General features: G+C 57.9%; 24 protein-coding genes. 14 read left to right on the top strand and 10 right to left on the bottom strand.

The genetic code is table 11. The features are described from left to right. Nucleotides 1-26 precede the first annotated feature (26 nt). From PCAL_RS01995 to PCAL_RS01980, 4 genes are read left to right on the top strand one after another with little or no spacing between them, the layout of a single operon-like run. Nucleotides 27-212, top strand: coding sequence for an alpha-aminoadipate/glutamate carrier protein LysW (locus PCAL_RS01995; protein WP_011849063.1), 186 nt, complete (start codon nucleotides 27-29; stop codon nucleotides 210-212). Between the two features lie 15 nt (nucleotides 213-227). Next, nucleotides 228-1,409 (top strand): argininosuccinate synthase, encoded by a 1,182-nt coding sequence (locus PCAL_RS01990; RefSeq protein ID WP_193322968.1) that lies wholly within the window; start codon nucleotides 228-230, stop codon nucleotides 1,407-1,409. Between the two features lie 48 nt (nucleotides 1,410-1,457). Next, entirely contained in the window at nucleotides 1,458-1,616 is a 159-nt protein-coding gene (locus tag PCAL_RS01985; protein ID WP_011849061.1) for a hypothetical protein, read from the top strand. A gap of 13 nt (nucleotides 1,617-1,629) precedes the next feature. Continuing rightward, a complete protein-coding gene (locus tag PCAL_RS01980; RefSeq protein WP_011849060.1) occupies nucleotides 1,630-2,919 on the top strand; it encodes an argininosuccinate lyase in 1,290 nt (429 codons plus the stop codon). Here the strand turns inward: PCAL_RS01980 and PCAL_RS01975 are convergent. After that, nucleotides 2,881-3,195: a hypothetical protein gene (locus PCAL_RS01975; RefSeq protein WP_193322816.1), complete on the bottom strand. Its 315-nt coding sequence runs from the start codon at nucleotides 3,193-3,195 to the stop codon at nucleotides 2,881-2,883. The genes PCAL_RS01980 and PCAL_RS01975 overlap by 39 nt on opposite strands. Then, nucleotides 3,146-3,721 carry a DUF998 domain-containing protein gene (locus tag PCAL_RS01970; RefSeq protein ID WP_011849059.1) on the bottom strand — a complete coding sequence of 192 codons (576 nt, stop codon included), beginning with the start codon at nucleotides 3,719-3,721 and terminating at the stop codon, nucleotides 3,146-3,148. The genes PCAL_RS01975 and PCAL_RS01970 overlap by 50 nt, the downstream gene beginning before the upstream one ends. A gap of 47 nt (nucleotides 3,722-3,768) precedes the next feature. Between PCAL_RS01970 and PCAL_RS01965 the strand changes: the two genes are divergently transcribed. From PCAL_RS01965 to PCAL_RS01955, 3 genes are read left to right on the top strand one after another with little or no spacing between them, the layout of a single operon-like run. Beyond that, on the top strand, nucleotides 3,769-4,752 hold the full coding sequence (locus PCAL_RS01965; RefSeq protein ID WP_011849058.1) for an ABC transporter ATP-binding protein: 984 nt from the start codon (nucleotides 3,769-3,771) through the stop codon (nucleotides 4,750-4,752). Then, the gene (locus tag PCAL_RS01960) at nucleotides 4,749-5,480 is read left to right on the top strand and encodes an ABC transporter permease (RefSeq protein WP_011849057.1); all 732 of its coding nucleotides are present in this window, start codon (nucleotides 4,749-4,751) and stop codon (nucleotides 5,478-5,480) included. The genes PCAL_RS01965 and PCAL_RS01960 overlap by 4 nt, the downstream gene beginning before the upstream one ends. Further along, on the top strand, nucleotides 5,477-6,238 hold the full coding sequence (locus PCAL_RS01955) for an ABC transporter permease (protein ID WP_011849056.1): 762 nt from the start codon (nucleotides 5,477-5,479) through the stop codon (nucleotides 6,236-6,238). Before PCAL_RS01960 ends, PCAL_RS01955 begins: the two co-directional genes overlap by 4 nt. On the opposite strand, the gene PCAL_RS01950 is transcribed toward PCAL_RS01955, so the two are convergent. From PCAL_RS01950 to PCAL_RS01935, 4 genes are read right to left on the bottom strand one after another with little or no spacing between them, the layout of a single operon-like run. Beyond that, complete coding sequence (locus PCAL_RS01950; RefSeq protein ID WP_011849055.1) at nucleotides 6,235-7,464, bottom strand: DsbA family protein; 1,230 nt, start codon at nucleotides 7,462-7,464, stop codon at nucleotides 6,235-6,237. The two genes, PCAL_RS01955 and PCAL_RS01950, sit on opposite strands and share 4 nt — an antisense overlap. A gap of 30 nt (nucleotides 7,465-7,494) precedes the next feature. Beyond that, nucleotides 7,495-7,914, bottom strand: a complete 420-nt coding sequence (locus tag PCAL_RS01945; RefSeq protein WP_011849054.1) for a CBS domain-containing protein — start codon at nucleotides 7,912-7,914, stop codon at nucleotides 7,495-7,497. A gap of 23 nt (nucleotides 7,915-7,937) precedes the next feature. Then, nucleotides 7,938-9,227: a vWA domain-containing protein gene (locus PCAL_RS01940; protein WP_011849053.1), complete on the bottom strand. Its 1,290-nt coding sequence runs from the start codon at nucleotides 9,225-9,227 to the stop codon at nucleotides 7,938-7,940. Between the two features lie 3 nt (nucleotides 9,228-9,230). Beyond that, nucleotides 9,231-10,337, bottom strand: a complete 1,107-nt coding sequence (locus PCAL_RS01935; RefSeq protein WP_011849052.1) for an AAA family ATPase — start codon at nucleotides 10,335-10,337, stop codon at nucleotides 9,231-9,233. Between the two features lie 127 nt (nucleotides 10,338-10,464). Here PCAL_RS01935 and PCAL_RS01930 point away from each other — a divergent pair, with 127 nt between their 5' ends. From PCAL_RS01930 to PCAL_RS01915, 4 genes are read left to right on the top strand one after another with little or no spacing between them, the layout of a single operon-like run. Beyond that, complete coding sequence (locus PCAL_RS01930; protein ID WP_193322815.1) at nucleotides 10,465-11,757, top strand: DNA double-strand break repair nuclease NurA; 1,293 nt, start codon at nucleotides 10,465-10,467, stop codon at nucleotides 11,755-11,757. After that, nucleotides 11,754-13,571 (top strand): helicase HerA domain-containing protein, encoded by a 1,818-nt coding sequence (locus tag PCAL_RS01925; RefSeq protein ID WP_011849050.1) that lies wholly within the window; start codon nucleotides 11,754-11,756, stop codon nucleotides 13,569-13,571. Before PCAL_RS01930 ends, PCAL_RS01925 begins: the two co-directional genes overlap by 4 nt. Next, nucleotides 13,568-14,725, top strand: coding sequence for a DNA repair exonuclease (locus PCAL_RS01920; protein WP_011849049.1), 1,158 nt, complete (start codon nucleotides 13,568-13,570; stop codon nucleotides 14,723-14,725). Before PCAL_RS01925 ends, PCAL_RS01920 begins: the two co-directional genes overlap by 4 nt. Next, nucleotides 14,718-16,820, top strand: a complete 2,103-nt coding sequence (locus tag PCAL_RS01915) for an AAA family ATPase (protein WP_011849048.1) — start codon at nucleotides 14,718-14,720, stop codon at nucleotides 16,818-16,820. The genes PCAL_RS01920 and PCAL_RS01915 overlap by 8 nt, the downstream gene beginning before the upstream one ends. A gap of 75 nt (nucleotides 16,821-16,895) precedes the next feature. Here the strand turns inward: PCAL_RS01915 and prf1 are convergent, their stop codons facing one another. Continuing rightward, nucleotides 16,896-18,050 carry a peptide chain release factor aRF-1 gene (prf1, locus tag PCAL_RS01910; RefSeq protein WP_011849047.1) on the bottom strand — a complete coding sequence of 385 codons (1,155 nt, stop codon included), beginning with the start codon at nucleotides 18,048-18,050 and terminating at the stop codon, nucleotides 16,896-16,898. Between the two features lie 55 nt (nucleotides 18,051-18,105). Here prf1 and rpsJ point away from each other — a divergent pair, with 55 nt between their 5' ends. From rpsJ to PCAL_RS01895, 3 genes are all read left to right on the top strand, one after another. Next, nucleotides 18,106-18,426, top strand: a complete 321-nt coding sequence (rpsJ, locus tag PCAL_RS01905; RefSeq protein WP_011849046.1) for a 30S ribosomal protein S10 — start codon at nucleotides 18,106-18,108, stop codon at nucleotides 18,424-18,426. A 75-nt stretch (nucleotides 18,427-18,501) separates the two neighbouring features. After that, nucleotides 18,502-19,296, top strand: coding sequence for a 5'/3'-nucleotidase SurE (gene surE, locus PCAL_RS01900; protein WP_011849045.1), 795 nt, complete (start codon nucleotides 18,502-18,504; stop codon nucleotides 19,294-19,296). Continuing rightward, nucleotides 19,293-20,141, top strand: a complete 849-nt coding sequence (locus PCAL_RS01895) for a hypothetical protein (protein ID WP_011849044.1) — start codon at nucleotides 19,293-19,295, stop codon at nucleotides 20,139-20,141. The genes surE and PCAL_RS01895 overlap by 4 nt, the downstream gene beginning before the upstream one ends. Here PCAL_RS01895 and PCAL_RS01890 read toward each other — a convergent pair. The 3 genes from PCAL_RS01890 to PCAL_RS01880 form a co-directional block, all read right to left on the bottom strand. Next, a complete protein-coding gene (locus tag PCAL_RS01890) occupies nucleotides 20,138-20,788 on the bottom strand; it encodes a tRNA(Phe) 7-((3-amino-3-carboxypropyl)-4-demethylwyosine(37)-N(4))-methyltransferase (protein WP_011849043.1) in 651 nt (216 codons plus the stop codon). The genes PCAL_RS01895 and PCAL_RS01890 overlap by 4 nt on opposite strands. Beyond that, nucleotides 20,788-21,696: a dihydrodipicolinate synthase family protein gene (locus PCAL_RS01885; protein ID WP_193322814.1), complete on the bottom strand. Its 909-nt coding sequence runs from the start codon at nucleotides 21,694-21,696 to the stop codon at nucleotides 20,788-20,790. The genes PCAL_RS01890 and PCAL_RS01885 overlap by 1 nt, the downstream gene beginning before the upstream one ends. Before the next feature lie 187 nt (nucleotides 21,697-21,883). Further along, nucleotides 21,884-22,801, bottom strand: a complete 918-nt coding sequence (locus PCAL_RS01880; RefSeq protein WP_011849041.1) for a hypothetical protein — start codon at nucleotides 22,799-22,801, stop codon at nucleotides 21,884-21,886. Nucleotides 22,802-22,842: the final 41 nt, after the last annotated feature.

The raw sequence follows: 22,842 nt of genomic DNA, 5'->3' as shown, positions 1-22,842 counted from the left end.
TATTAATGAGTTAGAATTGGAAGTACATGGCAAAGCAAAAGCTGGTGGTAACGTGCCAGGTCTGTGGAACAGAGTTCGAGCTTCCAGACGACGTGATGGACGGGGAAATTGTGAGTTGTCCAACATGTGGGGCGCGGTATATAGCCCGCATAAAGGGAGGTTCTGTGAAGCTGGAAGAGTTTAAGGGCGACGTGGAGGACTATGGCGAGTAAGTCGGGGCGAGTAAGATAGTCCTCGCGTACTCGGGCGGCCTCGACACCACTGTAGCAATTAAGTGGCTTTCGGAGAAGCTCGGCGCAGAGGTCTACACTGTAACCGTCGACGTTGGACAAGAGGAGGACTTCGCCGAGGTTGAGCAGAGAGCGTACAAGGCTGGGGCAGTGCAACACTTCTATGTAGACGCTAAGAGGGAGTTCGCCGAGCAGTATATATCGAGGGCCATTTTGATGAACGGCATGTATGAGGGGCAGTACCCGCTGGGCACGGCGCTGGCTAGGCCGCTAATCGCCGAGAAGGTGGTGGAAGTGGCCAGGAGGGTTGGGGCGGACGCCGTGGCCCACGGCTCTACAAGCAAGGGCAACGACCAAGTGCGCTTCGACGTGACAGTAAAGGCATTGACGCCTGACTTGAAGATCGTTGCGCCGGCGAGGATTTGGGGCATGACTAGGGCCGAGGAGGTGGAGTACGCCAGACGCCACGGCTTGCCCATAGGCGAGGAGCACAAGAAGTACAGCATAGATGACAACCTCTGGTCTCGCTCCATCGAGGGAGGGCCGCTGGACGACCCTCGCGAGGAGCCGCCTGAGGACGCCTTTAAGTGGACAGTGGCGCCTGAGAAGGCGCCTAACGAGCCCGCCTACCTAACGCTGGAGTTTGAAAAAGGGCTCCCCGTCGCCGTGAACGGGGAGAAGATGCCACTGGACAAGCTGGTGGCAGAGCTAAACCACCTGGCTGGGGCCCACGGCGTGGGGAGAATAGATCACATCGAGAACCGCCTGGTTGGATTCAAGAGCAGGGAGGTGTACGAGGCCCCCGCCGCAGTGGTGCTCTACCACGCCCACGTCGACTTGGAGAAGCTGGTCCTCACGCCTAGGGAGCTCAGGTTTAAACACCACGTCCTTGACCCCCAGTGGGCCGACTTGGTGTACCAGGGCCTCTTCGTGGAGCCTCTCCGGGAGGCGCTTGAGGCGGCAGCCGAGGCCATGGAGAAGTGGGTGACGGGGGAGGTAAGGGTAAAGCTCTACAAGGGCAGTGTACAAGTGGTGGGGAGGTGGTCTCCACATGGGGGGTACAGCAAGGAGCTCGCCGACTACTCCAGGGGGTGGTACCCCACCGACGAGGAGGCGCGGGGGTTCATCGAGATGTGGAGTCTCCACTCCCTCACGGCGAGGCGGAGAAGGGGTATATAACATATATATCTGGCAAGACTTTTTATATTCTACCTTTTTCTAGGGGCGATGGGGCAAAAAACCGTGGTCTGTCCCACGTGCAAAAAACCCGTGAAGCCCGTGGAGTGTGGAAGAAAGGCGCAGTCTAAGAGGTACGTCCTAGTGACGTACTGTTGCCCAAGGTGTAAGACCGAGCTCCTCACAGAGAGGCTTGAAGTTCAAATATAGCCCACTCTTATCCATGGCTTTTTACCGTTCTTGGATAGGCGGAGGAGGGGATTTGGTCAGGCGCTATACGTCTAGCATGGCCGACGACGTGGAAATCGCCGAGGAGGTGGTAAAGATTTTAAAAACCCACGTGGCACACTTGGCAGAAGTCGGCGTTATCCCAAGGGAGGCCGCCGAGAGAATCGCCAAGGCGCTTGACGAAGTAGACTACGACGCCCTTGCCAAAGGCGGCTTTGAGGATATACACGAGGCCGTGGAGAAGTGGGTAATAGACAGAGTGGGCGAAGAGGCCGGAGGGTGGCTTGGGCTTGGCAGATCTCGCAACGACCACGTGGCAGCGGCCATTAGGCTAGCCGCTCTGCGGAAGTTAGCCGAGCTTAAGAGGGGCCTCGCGGCTCTCCGGTGCGCGTTGGCCAAGAGGGCGTTGCAGTACGCCGATTGCGCCATGCCGAGTTTTACACACTTCCAGCCGGCCCAGGCCATTACCTTCGGCCACTACCTCCTCTCCATAGACGAATTGGTGGAAGAGTTCTCCAGGGCGCTCGCCGGGGTCGAGCCCCTCCTCAAGAGGTCTCCCCTGGGCGCGGGGCCCGCGGGCGGGGTAAAGACGCCTATTGACAGAAGGCGGCTGGCCAAGGCCCTGGGCTTCGAAGACGTGGTGGGCAACGCGTTGTACGCCTCTGGGAGCCGCTTCTTTGCCTCAGCCGCCGCCTCCATAGTCGTGTCATTCCTAGTGGAGCTGTCCCGGTACGTGGACGACTTTATACGGTGGAATAGCCCAGCTATTGGGTACGTCAAGGCGCCGGACAGCCACGTATCGACCAGTAGCATTATGCCTCACAAGAGGAACTTAGTCACGTTGGAGGTCCTCCGGGCGCGTATATCGGAGGCCGTGGGCCACCTCACCGCGCTGTACGCCGTACAGGCGAAAATAGGCGCCGGCTACAGCTTAGATCTACAAGAAGCCACGCGGCACCTCTGGGCAATCCTCAAAATTGCGGGGGAGGGCGTGGAGGTGCTGAGGGACTTCGTAGAGGGGCTGGAGTTCAACTGCGAGAAGGCCAGGCTCGACGCCGAGACGTACTACGCCACGTCGTCAGACACGGCGGAGGCCATTGCGCTAAGCGGAGTCCCCTTCCGCAGGGCGTACTTCCAACTAGCCGAGGAGATAAAGAGGGGAAGCGCGAAGCTATTGTCGCCGGAGGAGGCGGTTAAAAGGCCCACAGAGGGGTCCGCCAACCCGGAGGAGGTCAGGCGGGCGGCCTCAGCCAGGCTTATCTTTTGCAAGACCCCCGCCTTTTAACAGGGAGTCTACCATTTCCACAGCCTCGGCCTCACCTCCACATTCGACAAGCTGGACAGCGGCATAGCCAGGCTTCTTGTCCTCCACCTCCTCCACGCACAGCACGACCCCCCTCCGCCTGGGGTGGGCCACCACGTCTATATAGGCCCGGGCGAGCCCCGCCGCCAACGCCTCTGTAAGGACAACTACCTCCCCGTCGTTAAAAAAGAGGACTAGCCTTAAGTGTCTATGCCCGCTGGGTATTGCCGCTACTACTTTTACCAGTCGTTTTTCCACTTAAGCCGTATATTGCTAGGAATATAAGTACTGGGTAGGCCACTAGCCTCTCGATGCCGCCTATGCCCAGCGGAGTGCTTACCCGGGGGATGAAGAGGGCAAGGGCTATAAGCGAAATGGCTCCCAGTGTGATCCCCAGCGGCTTGAAGATGCCGCCGCGTCTGAGGCCGATAACTATCACGGCCAGTGCGCCGAAGAGAAACGCAATAAGCGCAGAGATGGAGTGGGGGAGGCCGTAGTCCTCGGGGAAGAACCCAACGCCCATGGCCCCGAGCGACGCAAGTCCAAGAAGCGAAGCGCCTGCACGGCCTAGTTCTCGCCTAAGGAGGAAAACTGCCAAGAGGCCTAATACGCCCAGCAGTATTACACTTGTATTAAATAGTGGGGCAGTCGGCGCCTTGAGGGCCCCCAAGTCGCTGATGTAGTTGTGCAAGGGGTTGTAGCCTGGGTAGAGCTGTTCTGCCACAAGCATTGCGACAATAAATTGTAGAGAGCCTAGGGCAAGCAGTATTCTTCCAAGCGTCATATGTTTTCACTTCTACATTGTTTATAAACACTGGTCATGTGACCCTCGTGGGTCTCTCGGTGGAGCTGAGAGACGTCTCCGTCAAATACGGCAGTTTTTCCGCGTTGAAGAATATAAATTTGTATGTAGAGGCCGGCGAGGGCCTCGTCGTGTTGGGCCCCTCGGGGAGTGGGAAGTCCACTCTACTCAGGGCTGTGGCAGGGCTGGTCCCCCTGGCGGGGGGCAGAGTGTACATAGGGGGAGTAGACGTCACTGATAAGCCGCCTGAGAAGAGGAAGATCTCCATGCTCTTCCAAGACTTGGCCCTCTTCCCCCACTTGAACGTCTTTGAAAACGTGGCGTTTGGGCTAAGGGTCAGGGGGGTGCCACAGGAGGAGGTGAAGAGGCGGGTGATGTGGGCTCTAGAGCTCGTCCACTTAGACCCCCACGTCTTTATGGAGAGGAGGGTGAGCCAGCTCTCCGGTGGGCAACAGCAGAGGGTGGCGTTGGCGAGGGCCCTCGTGGTGGAGCCCGAGTTGCTCCTCTTAGACGAGCCATTTAGCCACGTGGACCTCGACGTTAAAAACAAGCTCTTGGAAGAGTTGAAGATTTTGCACAATAAGCTGGGCTTTACGCTCATCTATGTCACACATGACAGATTTGAGGCGGTGGAGATAGGCGACCGAGTTGCCCTTATGAAAGACGGCGAAGTGGTGCAGGTGGGGAGGCCGGTGGAGTTGTATAAGAGGCCGAGGAACAAGTTCGTGGCAGAGTTCTTCGGAGAGGCAAACATAGTGCCCGCCCGCCTCCTCGGCATCGCGAAAGAGGGCTACGCCGTGATACGGCCCGAGGACGTGGTGCTCGGAGGAGGAACGTACAGGCTGAAGGGCCAGGTGGTAGACGTCACCTTCCTGTGGCACTACCAAAAAGTGGAGATACAGGCCGACGGCTACGTCTTCAAGGCATATGTGGACTTAGACGCGCCCGTCTCCGTGGGAGAGACCGTGGAGTTTGGGTGGGACGCAAAAGACGTGTATCTCCTCGAGGAATGATAAAGGAGGTAGCCCTGGCGGGGCTCGCGGCCGTCGTTTTTCTCTTCTACCTCCCCTTCCTAGCCCTCGGCTACTACGCAGTGGGCGGGGGCGAGCTCAAGACGCCTCCCCTCTCCATGTTGACTACCACGTTTCTCCTAGCCGCTGCGACCGCCGTGGTGTCCATAGCCCTTGCCTACCCCGCCGCCTACTACCTCGCCAAGAGGGGCACAGAGCTGGAGTTCGCCCTGTTGGTGGCCCCCCTGTGGATTGGAACGCTTCTCAAGGCCTATTCGCTCCTCACGCTCTTCGCCATAGTGGAAAAATTCACTGGGCTAAGGCTCTGGGGGTCGCCGCTGGGAGTGCTCGTGGGCATGGTGTACGAGTACCTCCCCTACTCCCTCTTGACCATTTACGCCGCTGTGGAGAAGCTCAGCGAGACTCCCGTAAACGCGGCCCGGGTGCTGGGCGCCTCTAGGCTTCAAGCATTTCTAAGAGTGGAGCTACCGCTCACTATGCCAGGCGTAGTGGCGGCCTTTGTGTTAGTCTTCCTCCTAGCCCTAGGCGAAGTAATTATGCCAGCCGTTCTGGGCGCTGGGAAGGTATACACCTTTGGGAGCTACATCTGGGACCTCTACTTCAAGTCCAGAGACTTTTACAACGGCAGCATTCTCTCCCTGGCCCTCTCGGGGCTCTCCCTCTTGGCCACCTACGTAGTTGTAAAAGCCATTAGGCCCTTCTCCATATGAGGGCTCTCCGCCTCTACGCCTGGGTCCTCATAGCGGCGCTGTACGCCCCTGTCGCCGTAATTTTGGCGCTCTCTTTCAATGCCAGCAAGCTCCCCTACGTGTGGGGCGGCTTTACGCTTAAGTGGTACGAGTCCCTATTCGCGTGGAGAGAGGCTTGGACGGCGCTTTTAAACAGCGTCGTCATTGCGCTAGGCGTGGCCGCCGCCTCTGTGCTACTCGGCGTCTTCATGGCCTACACCCTACGCGGCGGGGGCTACATAGTCCTCTCCCAAGGCGCCATAGTGATGCCAGAGGTGTCTGAGGCCTTGGCCTTCGCCGCGGCGCTCTTCGTGGTAAAACAGGCCACGGGCATAGACTTGTACGGCCCCTTGGGAGTCTTCCTAGCCCACTTGGCCTTCGCCCTCCCTATGGCTCACGTAATGCTTGCGCCGTATGTGGCATATGTGTCGCGTAGCGTAGTGGAGGCCGCGAGAACGCTCGGCGCCTCGGAGGCGCGCACCGCCTTTTCCGTGGTTATGCCAATACTGGCGCCGGCCCTTGTGGCAGTGTTTCTAATAGTCTTCGCCAACTCCTTCGACACCTACATAAAAACAGCCTTTACCACAAGCCCCGACTTTATCACAGCGCCGATACTCCTGTGGAACTACGCCGCCAGAGGCAGGGGAGACCCCACAATGTACGCCCTCACGGCGTTCATGCTAATCCCCTCCCTACTGGCTGCGGTGATATACTTTAGAGCTATAAAAAGGTACGGCTAACCCCTCAGCGCCTTGGCGATAGAGGCCGGGTCGTAGCCCACAGTCAACGCATATGTGCCGTTGGGGTAGACAACCACCACCATCGGCGTGCCCACGTTCTGTCCTGCCAACAGCTGGGCTAGTTGCATACCTGCTTGTACGTCTATTTGGCAGGTTTGGTTCGGCAACACATCGGTGTAATTGGCGTCGCGTGCGAGAAATCTGTCGTACAACACTCTCAGCGTCGGTATTACCTGGTCTGGGGCTGTCTGATAGAGGCACCTAAGCCTTTGGTGCGATTCAAGGGCCTCTGGGTGAACGACCAAGTCCACTAACACGAGCTTGTGGCCTTGGAACAGAGTGTAGTTGTATTTAAAGAGCTGGGCGCAATATGGGCACTGCAAGTCGAAGAAGACTATGGCGGCTGGCCAGCTCCCGTCGAAGGTCATTCCAATTTTCTCAGCCACCTTAAGCAAGTCGAGGCCGCCGCCGTTTTTGGCCACTACGTCCTTAGAGAGCTCGTCGACAATTGCCTTGAGCTCGGGAGCCATAGCCGTTATATTCCTAAGTGTGTATGTCAACGTGGCCGCCACTTGGTTTCCATATGCCAACTGAGCCTTGAGCAGGTATATGGTGCCGTCTGGCAGTACTTGCTTCTCGTAGTTCAAAACGGCGTTTAGGCCTGTCATGATTGGAACTTGGGTGATGTTGGTGTACACTGTGGCTTGGCCAAAGGGCGTCTGCGCTACGCCGGATTTTACCCACTGAGACTGCGAAGTGGGGCCGGGTAACCCTTGGACTACTAAGATCAACTCGTCTAAGGATTTTACCGTTGGAAGCGGCGAGGTGGACGGGGAGCACTGGCTATTTGACAGAGTAATGCGCTCTCCAGCCACAGTGGCTATGGTGGTGGAGTTTCTACACACCTCTAGCAACCTCTCGTAGTATGTGACCTTTTGAATGCCTTGGGGGGTGTTGGCCAAGATGTTTATCACCCCATTTTTGAACATGAAGTAGTAAGAGGTGAGATTTACCTTCTCGCCGTAGATAAGGCCCGCGTCTGTGGGTATGTAGTAGGCTACTATGCTTGGGCCTCCGGTTATTTCCACCGAGTAGACGTATACCTTGCCCCCCTGCCCAGTTGACGGCTGGGTGGGCGACTTAGGGGGCGTCTGAGTTAGGATTAAAGCCGCGGCCACGATCGCCGCGACTATCGCCAGGGCTATTCCTATTACTATTTTCTGCATGTGGGGGGCCTTAAGTGGTGTTAAAAAAGGTTACTCTTTTGTGGGGGCTCTGTCGCGCGCCAAAATCTCTAGCACTGCCCTCTCCTTAATTAAGTCTCTTATGGATATTACGCCGTATAGCTCCCCGTTTTTGTCTAAGACTACCACGTGTCTCACGTTGCGTTCTTTCATCTTACGTGCAGCTGTTGTAATTGGGTCGTCTGCGTATACGAATACGAAGTTGTGCATTGTGCCCACCTTGTCCACGGTTGTGTCTAGCGGCATCTTGGCCGCGATGGCCCTTATGACGTCTCTCTCGGATACGACGCCGATGGGCTTTTTCGGATTTGCCTTATCCACCACGACTAGGAGGCCTACTTTGTGTTGTGCCATTTTTTCGGCGGCCTCGTACAGAGTTGCGTCGCTGGTTATCGTGACTGGGGGCCGTGAGGCTAAATCGCCACAGTACATTGTACAATAGTTGTGGTGTGTTATTAAATGTTTTTTAGCACTTCTCTCAACGACTCTGGGTTAGCCATGTTTATTTTTATAGCGGGGAGGTGGGCCTCGATCACCTCGTTGGAGCCTCCCACTAGTATCGCCTTCACCTCTCTAAAGGCGGCCTTCGCCGCCCTTATCGCCTCTGGGTTTATCATGTCGTCTTCGCCGTCTGTCACAAGCACTAGCTTGTAGCTGTGGAGGCCGTACGCCTTTGCGTCTCGCACAGCGGTGTACAACGCGGCGGAGATGTCGGTGCCGCCTAGCGGCAACACCTTGAGGAGGGCCTTTATAACTTCGCGCGTGTTTGTGATGGGGGGGTATACTATCTGGTCGAAGAACCTCATCACCACCCTCCTACTCCTCTTCATTAACGCCACTGCGAGGGCCGTTGCCCAAGTTATCTTCTGCGTCATGTCCATGGCGAAGCCGTCGTAGAGGGTGTAGAACATTGAGCCCGACTTGTCCACCAACAGGTATATCTTTTCTCTCACGTCTACTGAGACGTCGTAGATTGAGAGAGATCTTGTGGCCAGCTTGTAGCCAAAGAGCTCCCTTGACTGTAGGTAGATGGCCTTGCTCAAGTTTGTGGCCCTTTGGAGGTCTGAGAATGACCTAAGCCTCGTGACTCCTGAGATGACTCCGCGGCGTTCGGCCAGGGGGCCTAGCTCCATCTCAATGCCGGCCTCCGAGACCAACTGCACTAAGGCCTCCAGTATCTTGGCCAGCCTCGCCCTGTAGGGGTCTATGTCTATGTCGAATAGGAGCTCGGCTGCCTCTTTTCCCACTTCGTCGCCTAGGGCCTTGGCGAGGGACTTCCGGAGGTTTTCTATGTTCTTTATATTGCCTAGGTAGAAGCGGAGGAGGCTGTTTATCTCTTGTCTAAGTTGCTGGTTTTGGCTCAGCTCTCTGTAGTCGCTCTTCTCGTCTACTCCCTCTATGGCGCCTCTCTCTACCCGCGACAGGAGGCTGTTGAAGGCGCGGAGGAGCTTAACTGAAGCAGACTTGGAGACTTGGTAGTTGTATCTGCTTATCTTGGCAACGTCTTGGTACACGTCCGCCGATATGTAGGATCTTAGGAAGAAGTGCCAGAGCTCCTCGCCTCTCTCCGCCTTCTCCTTCAAGATGGGGGTTCTGTAGTGGACGTAGAAGGAGTCCGCTATGGCGTCGTTGGGGATTTTCGACAGCTTTATGGGGATGCCGAGGCGTTGGAAGTATTTCACAATCTCGTGCACTCTCATCCTGGTGAGCTCGTCTGAGTAGTCTACGTTTATGAGAGAGCCCATCGCCTACAGCTGGCTCTTCAACATGTCTAGAGTGGACTTGACCTCGTCTATCTCGGCTTGGAAGAAGCGGTATGTGACCGGGTCTGCCACCGACTTTTCTAAGATCTCGTATGCCTCTCTAAGCTTCTCCCTTGCGATAGACAGGGCGTTGTTGGCTACCAGCGCCTTGATCTCGTTGACTAGGTCGTACAACACGGAGAGTCCGCCTGGGAGATGTGTAGCAATGAAGCTCTCGTACTCGGCGATGTCCTCCTTGTCTTTGACCAAGTACTTCAACACCTTGAGGGTGCCGGCTCTAATGGTGGCCGCATCTAAGTCGGAGGGCCTCAGCCCCATCACTGTGAGGTAGGACACCACGTATAGGGGCACCTTGACCCTTGTGCGGTTTGAAATGACTACATGGTCTAGGTAGGAGGCCACTATTGGGGCTACGTGTTTTACCAAGGCGTCCATGTTCTCGTAGACGTAGTTCTGCAGATACTCGTTCACCTTCTTCACCTCGTCCATGGACATGATGGGCGCCAGTTTGTCGAACTCCCGCTTCAGCCTCAGCCCAGTCTTCATAAGCTCCTCCGTCTCCTCGGGCTGTGCATATTTTGTGAAAACGCGCAGGGGGAAGCGGTCGTACAGGGCCTGTAGCTCCTCTTCATCTGGCACTCGGTTGGTGGCGCCGAAGACGGTCCACGTCTTGACTGGAATTATGCTCCCCCCGTCGTATATCACTCTCTCGTTGAGTATCGTGAGCATGGTGTTCAAAATGGCGCTGGACGCGTTGAAGATCTCGTCCAATAGCGCGAAGTCCGCCTCGACGATGGAGTTGGCGTATATCCTCTTCACGTTGCCCTTCAACAGCTCCACCACGTCAATGGGGCCGATGACCTCCTCAATCTCTGTGAACTTGGTCAACAGGCGGTAGAACCACTTGGCTTTCAGAAGCTTTGCAATAGAGGCGACGAGCATAGTCTTGGCAGTCCCCGGGGGGCCCACCAGGATGAAGTTTTCTCTCACTAGCACGGCTGTTAGACTCCCGTTTATCTCGTCGGAGAATTTGTAGAAGAGAGAGTTGAGTGTCTTCCGCACGTTGGCCACCTTTGCGGCGAGCTCTTCCACGTCTTCTACCCGCCTCTTCCTTATATGTTTTCTCTCCCTACCGCCGGGGGGTTGGGTTAAACTTTTGGTCTACCCCCTCTACTTCTGCTTCTATCGCACCTATATAAGGCCTTTAGATAAAATATGCGTGGATCAGTTCTTCGACCTCTTCGTCGTTGAGGCTAGGCGGAAGCTCGCCGAATATGTAGGCCGCCGCCCTCAGTACGACTACCCAGTGGAGGCGCTGGGGGATAGAATTCTACACAAGCGCATAGATGGGGGGACTGTGGCCGATTTACGCGTGGCCGGGGTCGACGGGGGCGTCGGCGTCGTGAGGCTCTCCAATGGGCACCAGGTCATTATCGCCCGCGCAGCCGCCGTGGGGCCCGACTTTATTGAGAGAGAGGTGAAGGTTGACGTGGCCGTCGTCGACTCGCCGTCGTTGGCCTGGGCCTATTTGACAATAGTGGAGTCCCTCGTGGCCATCAAGGCGCTTGAGAGACGGGGAGTAGACGTGCTGCTCATGGACGGCTCCCTCTACGCCAAGGCCATGCGGCTTGTCCACAACCTGATACTCACCAGGGAGTTTCAAAACTTGTACTACGTGCCGGAGTTCGTCGCGGCGTTGTACGCTCTCTCTAGACTTATTCACAGGGCCAGGGAGCTCGGGGCCAGGCTGGTCTTTGTCTCAAAGGATCACAGCTTTAAGCTGTTGAAGGAGCATGCGGTGTTTGAGAAGTTGAGCGAGCGGAGTAGGGAGTACGTCTTTCAAAAAGGGCTCTCCTGGTACTCGGTCTTGTGGATTAGGAGGTTTAGAAAGGAGCTGGTTGAGCTTTATAAGAGGGCTAGGCGGTACGACTATGAGGGGGCGAGGCTCCTGGCGCTGTTAATTGCGCAGTCGGTCACAGACTCAGACCTCTTGGCCAGAGTCCTCCCGCCCGGCCACTACACTGTGCCCATGTTGGTGGGGGGCTGCGACGCCTATATCAACTACAAAGGCTTGGCCACTGTGGACAAGCTGGTGAAGGCCGCCGAGGAGCGGCTTCAAGACTCGCTAATCTTTAGGCTTAGAGAGAGCTTCGACAGCGACGTGGTGGGGAGGGTCAAGGAGGCGCTCGACGCGTTGCCCAAGGTCTACTTCTTCTACGTGAGGCTGGGCCGCGATGATCAGCCCCTCCTCGTGGACATGCCGGCGGATGGGACGCGCATGTTCGACGGCGCGGCTGTCAAGGCCTTCTACCCCGCCGCGGCTGTAGACGACGTCGCGGCGCTTTTGGCGCAGCAGTACCGGGACCCCGTGCACTACAACACGTGGCTTTGGTATGCACACTCCATTGCGTCAATGAGGGCTGGCCAGCTCTCGGAGTACGCCGTGTATATCAAGAGTTTTGCGGAAAACGTGGCGACGGCTAGGAGGGTGAAGCTGGCCTGGGGGATATGAAGATTGGCTACGTGGTGGCGGCGGCGACCCCCTTTGAGTACTTGGCGACGCTTGACCCCGAGAGGCCGGTCAGCCTATACGACTACGTGGTGGTAGACCACGTGGAGGTTGAGGGCGGGGAGTTGGCCAACGTGCGTCTGCTGGGCCAGATAATAAGGCTCTACCGCGACCCCTACTCTGCCAAGAGGGATCTGCCTCTCTACAGCGTGATAAGCGAGGTGTCTAACAACATACTCGAGGTGCACCTCGCTAAGGTGAAAGTCCTCGGCTACCTCAGCGGGGGAGAGCTGAGGCAGCCCAAACAGCCGCCCCGCATCGGCGCCGCCGTGTATTTGGCAGACGACGAAGAAATCGCAGAGCTGTTTAGAGTGAAAAGCGGGCTGTGCGTGGGGAGGCTCGCGACGAGGGATGTGGAAATCTGCCTAGACCTAGAGGGCGTCAAGCGCCACATAGCCGTCATCGCCGCCACGGGGTCTGGAAAGACGTGGTTCTCCGTGGTCTTAATAGAGGAGTTGTTGAAAAAGGGGGCCAAGATAGTCGTGATTGACCCCCACGGCGAGTACGTCCCCATTAGAGACTCCATATACAAGCTGGGCCCCTTTTCCGCTAGGGTAGTGAAGGTGTCTAAACACCACCAAGGCGACTTGATGTACAAGATCGGGGTCCTCGACAGTGAGCCAGACGCCTTGGCCAACGCCGCGGGGGTGCCGCCAGGCGCGAAGAAGATTAGATACGCCATATACCTCGCCTGGGCCTACGCCAGGAGAGTGCGGAAGGAGTTGGGCAAGGCCGTGGGGCTGGCCTTTATGCAGAAGGTCCTCTACACGGCGCTGAGGGGAGAGGCGGCGTTGAACAAGCTCTTTCAACAGCTCAAGCTCAGCGGCGACTTCCCAACGGAGGACTTGAAGATGTTGGCCAAGCGGGATAGACACGCCATCTTCAGCGCCTTGACCTACCTCAAGAAGCTGAAGAGGCTCGGCGTCTTTGCCCCCCGCTCCACGCCACTGTCTAAAATACTTGCAGACATAACCATCGTCAACTTGGCCGGCGTCAACGAGGAGGTGCAAGACTACGTGGTCTCGCACCTCGTCAATAGGATTTTCCAGGCCCGGGTTAGACAAGTGAGAGAGCTGAAGGGCGTTAAAATACCCTGGCCAGTGGTCTTGGTGGTAGAAGAGGCGCACCGCTTCGCCCCGCCCAAGGCCCTTAGGAAGACCAAGTCCTACGAGGCCATTTCCCGTGTGGCGTCAGAGGGGCGGAAGTTCGGCGTCTACCTCGTGGTGATAACCCAGAGGCCGAGCAAGGTCGACCCAGACGTGGTGAGCCAGTGCCAGAGCCAAGTCATAATGCGCATTGTAAACCCCAAAGACCAAGAGGCCGTGCGGGAGAGCAGCGAGTTGTTAGCCCAGGACATGTTGGAAAACCTCCCAGGCCTAGACGTGGGGGAGGCCGTGGTGCTGGGCCCCGTGGCCAAGCTCCCCGTCGTAATAAAGGTGAGAGACCGGGTGTTGGAGTACGGCGGCGCCGACATCGAGTTATCCACGGCGTGGAGAGTGGACAAGACAGCCGACGTTGTCCAAATGTGGCGCCGGCTGTACAAATCGCCGCCGCCCCCAAGCGTGGCCGTAGCAGCGGCGGCTATGAGAGTCTTGGCCAAGAGGAGGGTGGGAGACAGGGTGGAGGTGGAGGTGTCGGACGGCGACAAGAGGGCCGTGGTGACGTTTGAAGACGGCGTCCCCGTGTGTAGCCTCTGCGGCCGCGCGGGGTGTCCCCACGTGTACAAGGCTCTCGAAGAGGCGGTGGAAGTGTTATGAAGGTATTGCACATCTCAGACGCCCACCTCGGCCGGGCTCAGTACCACCTGCCTGAGAGAGAGGAGGACTACTTCGAGGCGTTCAGAGAGGCAATCCGCCTGGGCAAGTCCGCAGACGCCGTCCTCGTCACGGGGGACCTCTTTGACCTAAAACGGCCCTCCACCAAGACCCTTGTAAAATTTGTAGAAGTGGTGGAGCAGGTGGAAGTCCCCATTTTGCTCATAGGGGGCAACCACGACTTCTCCTACACGCGGTTTAGGGCTGAGGCTGGGCGTTGCGTTGCGCCTAAGGAGTGCCTCTACGACACCGCGCTTAGGCTTATAGACAAGCTGGGCTTGGCGAGGCTGCTTTGCTGGGAGGCGGCCGACTTGGGCGGGGTTACGGTCTTTGGGGCATGCGCCACGCCGAGGGAGTACGCCCAGGAGTATCGACAGCTTCTGCAGAGGGCCCCTCCTCGCTCCATCCTAGCCATACACCAGGCGATAGAGGGGGTGAAGGCGCGGTACCCAGTGGAGGAGGACGACTTCTCCATGCCCCCCGCGGTCTTCCAGGGCCTCTCCTTCTTACACATAGCCGCCGGCCACGTCCACGACCACTTGGCCAGCCACCCAGTGGGAGCCCTCTGGGCCGGCTCTCTTGAGCTTTGGGACGCTGGGGAGTTTGAGACTTGGGACTACGGAGGGAGTTTTGAGAAGACGCAAGACGCCGCGGCTAAGGGCGCCGTGTTGATAGACGCCGCTGGCAGAGCTGTTACAACAAGGCCGTTGCCCATTAGGCCGAGGCGGCCCATGTACCGGGTTAGGCTCTACTTCCGCGACTCCAAGGAGCTGGAGGCGGCCGTGGAAGAGGCCGTAAAGATGTTCGACAGACCCGGTGCAGTGGTCCGGCTTGAGCTTTACGGCGAGGCGGAGGCGCGGCCCCGGCAGATAGCGGCCCGTTTTTCAAAGGCGCTCCACGTAGATGTGGTAGACAGAACGTCGAGGGGGATCCAGAGGGCGGTGGCCCCCAGGGGGGCTGCCTTTGAGGAGATCTGGCGCCTCATGCGCGAGAGGCTGGGGCCCCACGCAGAGGCCGTGCTAAGGGCCATGGAGCTTGTGCGAGAGGGGGAGCGCGAGGCGGCGTATAGGCTGTTGCTAAAGGCCATCTATGATTAAGAGGCTTGAGGTAGTAAACTTCAAGGCCCACGCGAGGGCCGTCTTTAAGTTCGGCGAGGGGGTAAACTTCGTCTATGGGCCCAACGGCTCTGGGAAGACGTCCCTCATGGAGGCCGTGGCGGTGGCGCTCTTCGGCTCCCAGTGGGTGAGGAAGGTGGGCGGGAAGTGGGCAGACTTCTTGCGGAGAGGCTCTCCGCACGGCGAGGTGAAGCTGACGCTTGTAGTAGGGGGGCGGGAGGTGGTGGTGGAGAGGAGGTTCGGCGAGTCCGGCGGCTTGGGGGCCTACCTCTCCGTCGACGGCTCCGTGGAGGCGAGGGGGGACACAGAGGTCACAGACTACGTCAAATCCAGGCTCGGCCTCAGCGTAGACGAGTTTAGAAATCTGTTGTACATACGGCAGGGGGAGCTCAGGAGGATTTTACAAGAGCCCGAGTACATCGACAGGGTGTTGAAGCTGGACGAGTTTGACAAAGTGGACGAGGTGGTTAAGGACATCTTCAACGAGTTTAGGGCCAGGAGGGAGAGGGTCGGCGGCAGGGCGGAGGAGCTGGAGAGGAGGGTGAAAGACGCCGAGAGGCGGATAGAGGAGCTTAAGGCCCGCCTCGCGGAGGCTGAGGCTAGGGTAAAGGAGCTGGAGCCCCTCGCCGCGAGGTTTAGAGATGCCGAGAGGAGGTACTTCGAGGCCAGGGAGAGGGCGGCGGCGTTGGCCAAGGAGAGGGAGGCCTTGGAGAAGAGGCTCGCCGACTTGGCCCGCGCCGTGGCTGAGGTGGAGCGGGACTTAGAAGAGGTGGAGAGGGGGCTTGCGGAGGTGGAGCAAGCAAAGGCTGAGTTGGCGTCTCTGCCGCAGGTGGGTGACGTGGAGAAGGAGTACTACGAGCTGAGGCAGGCTGTGGCCGTGGCCGAGAAAGTGCCAGAGGAGGTGAGGACGTACGACCCCCGCGTCTTGGAGGAGCTGAGGCGGAGGTACGAGGAGTTGACGAAGAGGCAGGCGGAGCTCAAGTCTAGGCTTGAACTTCTGCGAGACGCCCTGAGGCTGGCACAGAGGGCCGAGGGGGGTAGGTGCCCCGTGTGCGGCTCGCCTCTCACTAGGGAGGCCGTCCAGCGGCACGAGCTAGAGGTGGCGGGGCTCGAGGCCGAGGTGCAGAGGCTGGCCAAGGCCCTTGAGCAAGTGAGAACAGAGATGAAGAGGGCCGAGGAGCTGGAGAAGGCGTACCACTTGTACAAGCCGTACCTATCCCTCGACCTCCGGGAGGCCAGAAGGAGGCTGGGGGAGCTAGAGGCGCAGTACCGGCTAAAGAGGGAGGTGGAGGCTAGGCGTAGCTACCTCGCCGCCGTGATGGCCAAGGAGGAGGCGCTCGTAAAAAGGCTCGAGGAACTGAGGCGGAGGAGAGAGGAGCTGGGGCGGGAGGCCGTGGAGGCGAGCGCGAGGCTGGCCGAGGTAGAGGAGGCCTTGCCCAAGGCCGCCGCCGAGGCGGAGGAGGCAGAGAAGGCGTACAGAGAGCTGAGAGCCGCATACGTGGAGTACCTCAAGGCGCATTCAAGGGCAGAGGAGCTGAGGAGGGAGCTGGAAAAGGCCGAGAGAGAGCTCGCAGGCGCCGCGGCTGAGTTAGAAAAGGCGAGGGCAGAGCTGGAGAAGTTGGACAAGGCCCTCGCCGCGGCCAAGAACATAAGGGCGGTCCTGGGGGAGGTGAAGCCCCTTGCCAGGCAGATACTTCTCAAGGCCATAAACGAGGAGCTCAACGCAGTGTTCCTAAGGCTTAGGCACAAGGAGGCCTTTAAGTCTGTCCAACTGGTCGAGGCGGGGGGCCGCTACGCCGTGCGTATACATACGCCTAACGGGCACATAGAGCACTCCCTCCTCTCCCTCGGCGAGCAGAACCTGCTGGCCCTATCGCTGAGGGTGGCCCTCGCCAGGGCGTTGATAGGCACGGCGCCCTTCATGATGCTCGACGAGCCCACGGAGCACCTCGACGAAGAGCACAGGAGGAGAATCGTGGAACTCGTCAGAGACCTAACATCAGTCGTGCCGACCGTGATAGTTACCTCGCACTTAGGGGAGTTCGAGGAGGTCGCCGACGTGGTGATACAGCTCTAGCTGTGTAGACCGCCCTAGAGTCGCTTAAGGGGCATTGAGCGACGTGATAGGGCTCTGGTCTCCCTGGCGGCCGCTTTAGGCCTGTGCTGTCTGTTGTTGTTCGAGCAACCAAGATGGGGCGTTTAACAGAGCCACGAAGCCGCCGAAGGCTTTGACCAAGGTGGCGCTCTCCTCCACGCCCTTGGGCACCACCTCTACCTTGACCCCCTTCTCCTCTGCCTTCATAATCACCTCCAGCACCACGTCCTCTCCCAGCTCCTCGGCCACGATGACCACCTCCGCGAGGCCTGTCTCGAGGGCCTTCATCACCTTCTCCTTGCCGTACACAATGTAGTCGCTCTTCTTCACCGCGTAGAACATGACGCGCTCCATGGTCTCCTTTGCCTTGACATACTCGCTCTCCTTCAACTGCTCCTGGGCGTTCTTAATGGCCTCCATGACCCCGTACTCATTGGCGCAACAGGCAGGTACGACGGCCAACACCTTGTCCTTTAGCCTGTAGTCGAGGCCCCCCTCCTCGAGGAAGTCTTCCTTGGTTGGGCCCGGACCTGCGACTATTATGCCCTTCAGCGTGGGGATTTGGAGAAAGACGCGGTTTGCCTCCTCAGCCACCAGCTTGTAAAACGTCTCGGCCAAGTGCTCAGTCTGCCGCTTGAAGCGGTTCGCGGACTGGCCGCCGGCGTGGTGCTTCCCTGGCACAAAAAACTCCACGGTCTTAACCACCTCCCATCTGCTGTTCTTCAACAGCGCAATCACGGCCTCACCCCGCTCAATTACGATCACTCCGTATACCACCCCGGAGTGGAGCTGGTCCTCCAGAAGCTCCGTGTGGAAGACCGTGTCGCAGATGTACTTGAACGTGTTTATCGGCTGAGGCGGCACGACGACGTAGTAAACCCACTCGTAGTTCCCCTGGCTAATCATGTGGAACCCGGCGAAGACAGCCATCCCGTTCTCGGGGGCCTTAGCCTCGCCCTTCAGGTTATTGATAATGCGCTCCAAGGTGTCTTGCACGTGTGTACGCGTGGTTTTGTCCTTGATGTTTGAGGCCGTGGACCACTCAGACCTCAATAAGTTCAACACGTCTGGCATAGGCCGCTCCGAGTTGATATATAGAGTGATCAAAGTCGTGGCGTAGCCCCTAAACTTCTTCAACACGTTGATAAACGCCCTCAGCTCCACCGGCGTCTTCAAGTGGTACACGCCGTTCGGCGGTCGAGCAAAAGCCATGACCCACACTCCATCCACCTATTAAAACTTTTAAAGTCCCCAAAAACCCACCCACGTGTCGCTTGCATCAAGGAGAAAGGTAAGGATAAGGCTGTATGGAACAAACCCAGCTGACTTAGACCAAGTGGCCAGGGAGATAGTGGATCTTGCAAAGAAGATGGGCGTCGCAGTTAGGGGGCCAATTCCGCTTCCCACAAAGCGGCTAATGGTTACCGTGAGGAGGGCGCCCTCAGGGCAAGGCTACCACACTTTTGATCATTGGGAACTGCGTATTTCAAAGCGCCTCATTGACATAGAGGCCTCGGAGCGCGTGCTCAGGCGCCTAATGACCATCAGAGTGCCGGACACCGTCAAAATCGAGCTTCAGCTAATTTAGGCAACTCCCCTTTGGAGGTCCTCCGCCGTTGACGCGTCGGCGTAACTCATTAATATCCCCGGGGCCTCGACATTTGTGAGGATCTTGGTTACAAACGACGACGGGGTGTACAGCCCTGGGCTTAGGCTGTTGTACCAATTCGCCGAGCCCCTCGGCGAGGTGGACGCCGTAGCGCCCGAGACCCCCAAGTCTGCCAGTGGGCTGGGTATCACGCTCCACAAGCCGCTACGAATGTACGAGATGGACATATGCGGGTTTAAGGTCGTCGCCACTTCGGGGACTCCCTCTGACACAGTCTACCTCGCCCTCTACGGGCTTGGCAGGAAGTACGACCTAGTCCTCTCGGGGATAAACCTTGGCGACAACACCTCGCTACAGGTGGTCCTCTCCTCCGGCACCCTCGGCGCCGCCTTTCAGGCGGCCCTCCTGGGGATACCGGCCGTGGCCTACTCGCTCTACGCAGAGAGCTGGGACGAGGTCGACGGAGAGGCGTTGCACGTCTTAAGAGCCGTGGTGCAGGCCACCGCGAGGTATGTGGCAGAGCGGGGCATGCCGCAGGGCGTCGACGTGATAAGCGTCAACTTCCCCCAGAGGCCGAGGCGCGGCGTGAGGGCGAAGTTGGCCAAGCCGGCGAAGCTTAGATACGCGCAGAGGGTAGAGGCTAGGAGAGACCCCCGGGGCGCGGCCTACTTCTGGCTCTACGGCGAGCCCCTCTCCCCCGAGCCTGAGACAGACGTGTACGTGGTGTTAAAAGAGGGTAACGTGGCCGTAACCCCCTTGGCGCTCAACCTCGACGCGCTGGGCGACGGCCAGAGGGCCAGGAAAGAGGAACTAGAGGCATTCGTTGACTACGTAAACGCCAACCTATGACCTCTATATTCAACTACATAGCCACCATAGCCCTCGCGATAGTGGTCGCAGCAGGCGCCGCCCTCGTCTACGTCCTCTACACCCACTTCACCCAGCCGCCGACCACTACTACCACAACCCCCAGCGCCACCACAGCGCCTCCCACTACTCAGACCACGACGCCGCCTCCCCCAACCCAGCCTCCCGCCACTACCACAACTCCTTCGCCAAGCCAGAGGAGCACCGTGAAGTCCGTGGTTCTCTACATCGCCACGCCAAATGTCACGAAGTGCGGCGGGCTAGGCAATAAGTACATCTACTACTTCAACGTGACGGTGGAGAGAGTGAGGGTAGAGGATCCCGTTTCCTTTTACGTGTTCAAGGCCCGAGCGGGGAACGCTACGCTAAATTTGACAAGCGCGTCTTATCTACCGCTTAACGGCAAGTTTTTCAAGCCATATAGTATCAACATGACGCAACTAGGCTTGGTAAACGTCTATCTTGAGGCCATGGCCGACAAAAGCTTAGACATAACTGCCGTGGAGTATCTAGGCGACGAGTACCCCATAAATAGGGCTGTATACGTCTCCTGCGTGAAAGGGTTGAAAGTTATAAATGCTACAAGTAGGCAACAGCTTGCCGTCACCACTCTCAGCCCAGGCGCCTTGGGCTTAATTCCAGCTGACGCCGCGTATAGGGTAAATGTAACACTGCCGCCAGGGAGGTATCAGCTAATTGCGCCTCCAGACATACGAATAGAGCCAGCTGTAGTGGAGGGCGGCAAGCCGCAGACGTTGACAATTACGCTGTTAAACAAGCCGCAGGTCTATGACCCCCTTGTCATAAACGCCACGAGGGTGGGCTAGCCGAGGCATTGGGCAACCCTTCTAATCGCTCTTCTTATCTCCTCGCTTGTGGGAGCCTCGACGCCGAATAGCTCTGCCTCAAGCCTAGCCGCGAGCCAGTAGAGCCTCAGCTTGGCCAATATGAGGGTCTTATTGGCGAGGTCCATTGCCGCGTCTATGTCCGCTATGGGGGAGCCACGTTTGATGGGTATGTCGAGCCGCTCCTCGCCCAGTATCTCCACGAATATGCCGGCCCTGTTCATGGCTATGATACCGCTGTGTTTGTGGCCAGTCTCTCGCCCAATCTCCACGAGCTTGTAGGCAGTCTTCGCATCGGCGGCTGCCACGTGGAGGATGGCCCCCCTAACCATTAGCCAGGCGTATTCCACGTTGGACACCACCTCTCTCACCAGGTCGGGCGGCACTGGGTGGTGCCACTTGGCCACAGGCCTAAACCCCCTCCCCTTGCTGAAGCTCGGCCTAACCGCCTCCGCCACCATAATCCTCCCGCTACACGAGGAGGTGGTGTAGATGCGGGGGTGTGTGTTCAAGAGGCGGAGGAGGGGGAGGATGTCCTCGTCTACTCTCCCCTGCAGAGCCTCTCTCTCGAGCCTTTCCACAAAGGCCCTCTTCCTCGCCTCAAAAGCAGCCGCGTCTACTACGGGCATTAAGGCTTTACAAGCCCCAGCTCTCTCAAAAGGCGCTCCAGCTCTTTTCTATCCTTGTCGTCAATGGGGGGCAGGGGCTCCCGCGGGGGGCCCATGTCGATGCCGTGCACCATCTCCGCCGCCACCTTGTAGAGCGTGGGCCACTTGCCGCCGAGCTTCCCCACTAGCCCACACCCGCCCATGAACCTCCACAGCGGCATAAGCCTGTTGTGAAGCTCCACCGCCTCGGCCACCTTCCCCTCTTTCACCAGCTGGTACTGCCTAAGCGTGAGCTTGCCGAGGAAGTTGGGCCCAGCCAAAATGCCGCCGTGGGCCCCCATGACGAGGGAGGGGACAAACAACAAGTCGAGCCCCTGGAGAATCGACAGCCTTTTGCCAAGCAGGTGGATTAAGTCTAGGTGGTAGCGGAAGTCGCCAGAGGAGTCCTTCACCGCCACCACTTGGCTGTACTCATTGGCCACGAGCTCAAACACTTCCACAGGTATGTTGTACCCCACGGCGAGGGGGATTGTGTAGAGAATTACGGGGACGTCCACCTTGTCGAGGACCTTCTTGTAGAAGGCGTAGATGGCCGCCCAGTCGTACTGTATGTAGTAGGGTGGGGTTATGAGGACGAAGTCGACGCCGACGTCTCTATACCGCCTTATGATGTCTATAGTGGAGACGTGGTCCCCCGTCCCCGTGCCAGCCACCACGTAGACACTCCCCCCGGCCACCTCCTTGGCCACCTCCATCACCTTGACCCGCTCCTCCACAGTGAGCTTAGTCACCTCCCCCGTCGACGAGGTGGGAAATAGGTGGTAGCCGTCGGCAGCCACTTTAGCCAACAGCGCCCTCAGCGCCTCGAAGTTTACCCCATCTTTAGAAAACGGGGTAACCGTAGCCGCCACAACTCCCTCAAGTTTCATAGGAGACAAAACATCCATCTTAAAAAGCTTAGGGCAGTATGGGAGGACCCCACTCCCTAGCTCTGCCAAGGGAGAGAAAAGAGGAAGCCGCGAAGTACGTCGCAGTGAAAGACGCGATGCACGGGGGTATTAGGCATGGCCGAAATCGTGAAAATGGAAAAAATAGGGGCGTTGGACTTGAAATAACTTAGCGCTTTTTCTTCTCGCTCTTTTCCTTCTCTCCTCCTCCCTCGTCTGACTTCTTGTCGTCTTTCTTTGACTCTCCGCTATCCTTTTTCTCCTTGCTATCGTCGTCATTTGATTTGTTGCCTTGTTTTGACTCTTCTTTTCCGTTCTCCTCCTTTTTCTCCTCTTGCTTGCCGCCAGCGGCGTCTCTCTCCTCGTGCTTCTTATCTCTGCCTCTCTCTATCTCAATTTCGAATTTCCCGTTCTTGTAGACGACCTTTATCTCTGTGCCGTTTTGCACCGTCTTTAGGCTGATGGCCGTGCCGTTTATTCTGTTGCTTATCTGGAGGAGCGCCGAGGCTGTGGCGTTGTCCACGGGGGCCAGTTGCCTAGCCAGCGCCCTGAGAACCTCGGCGAGTTTCTGCGCGTTTGCGGCATAGCCCTTAATCTCTAGCTCGTTTTCTGTGGTAACTCTCGTGCCGTTGAGCTTGCCCAGCTTTTTCTCAAACTCGTACTCTACCTTCATGCGGAGCCACGTGGCGTTGTAAGTGGCGTTGAGGCTCCTCGCAGTTATAAAGGCCTTGACCTTGAGCTCCCTCGTGGAGTTACTCGCGGCCAGGGTGTAGGCCAGCTGGCGTAGCGTCTCAAGCGCCTGTGCCCGAGTGGCGTTCTGCAGAGTGGAGAGGAGGGCTTTTACCGCTGTGGAGTTGTAGACGCCCACGGCCTTGCCCACCACGTGTATGTAGTAGAGATCTGTGGCGTTAGTGATATTCAGCTTCGCGTTTATGGTGAGCGTCTTATTGTTATTGAAGTTTATTACTATGAAGGTCCCATTGTCTTGATACGTTATGTGTATATTGCCAGACGGCGTCACCACGTATGTGACATTTGCCGCCAGAGCCGCGGCGGCTATTACCAACGCGGGGATTATCCACCGCATGGCGGAGCTCCTCCCAGGGCCTTTTAAGGAATGCCCAGTTT

The organism is Pyrobaculum calidifontis JCM 11548 (assembly GCF_000015805.1).
In the GTDB taxonomy this organism is placed as follows: Archaea; Thermoproteota; Thermoprotei; order Thermoproteales; family Thermoproteaceae; genus Pyrobaculum; species Pyrobaculum calidifontis.
The sequence above is the reverse complement of the archived record's forward strand: the minus strand, read 5'-3'. Positions and strand labels throughout refer to the sequence as shown.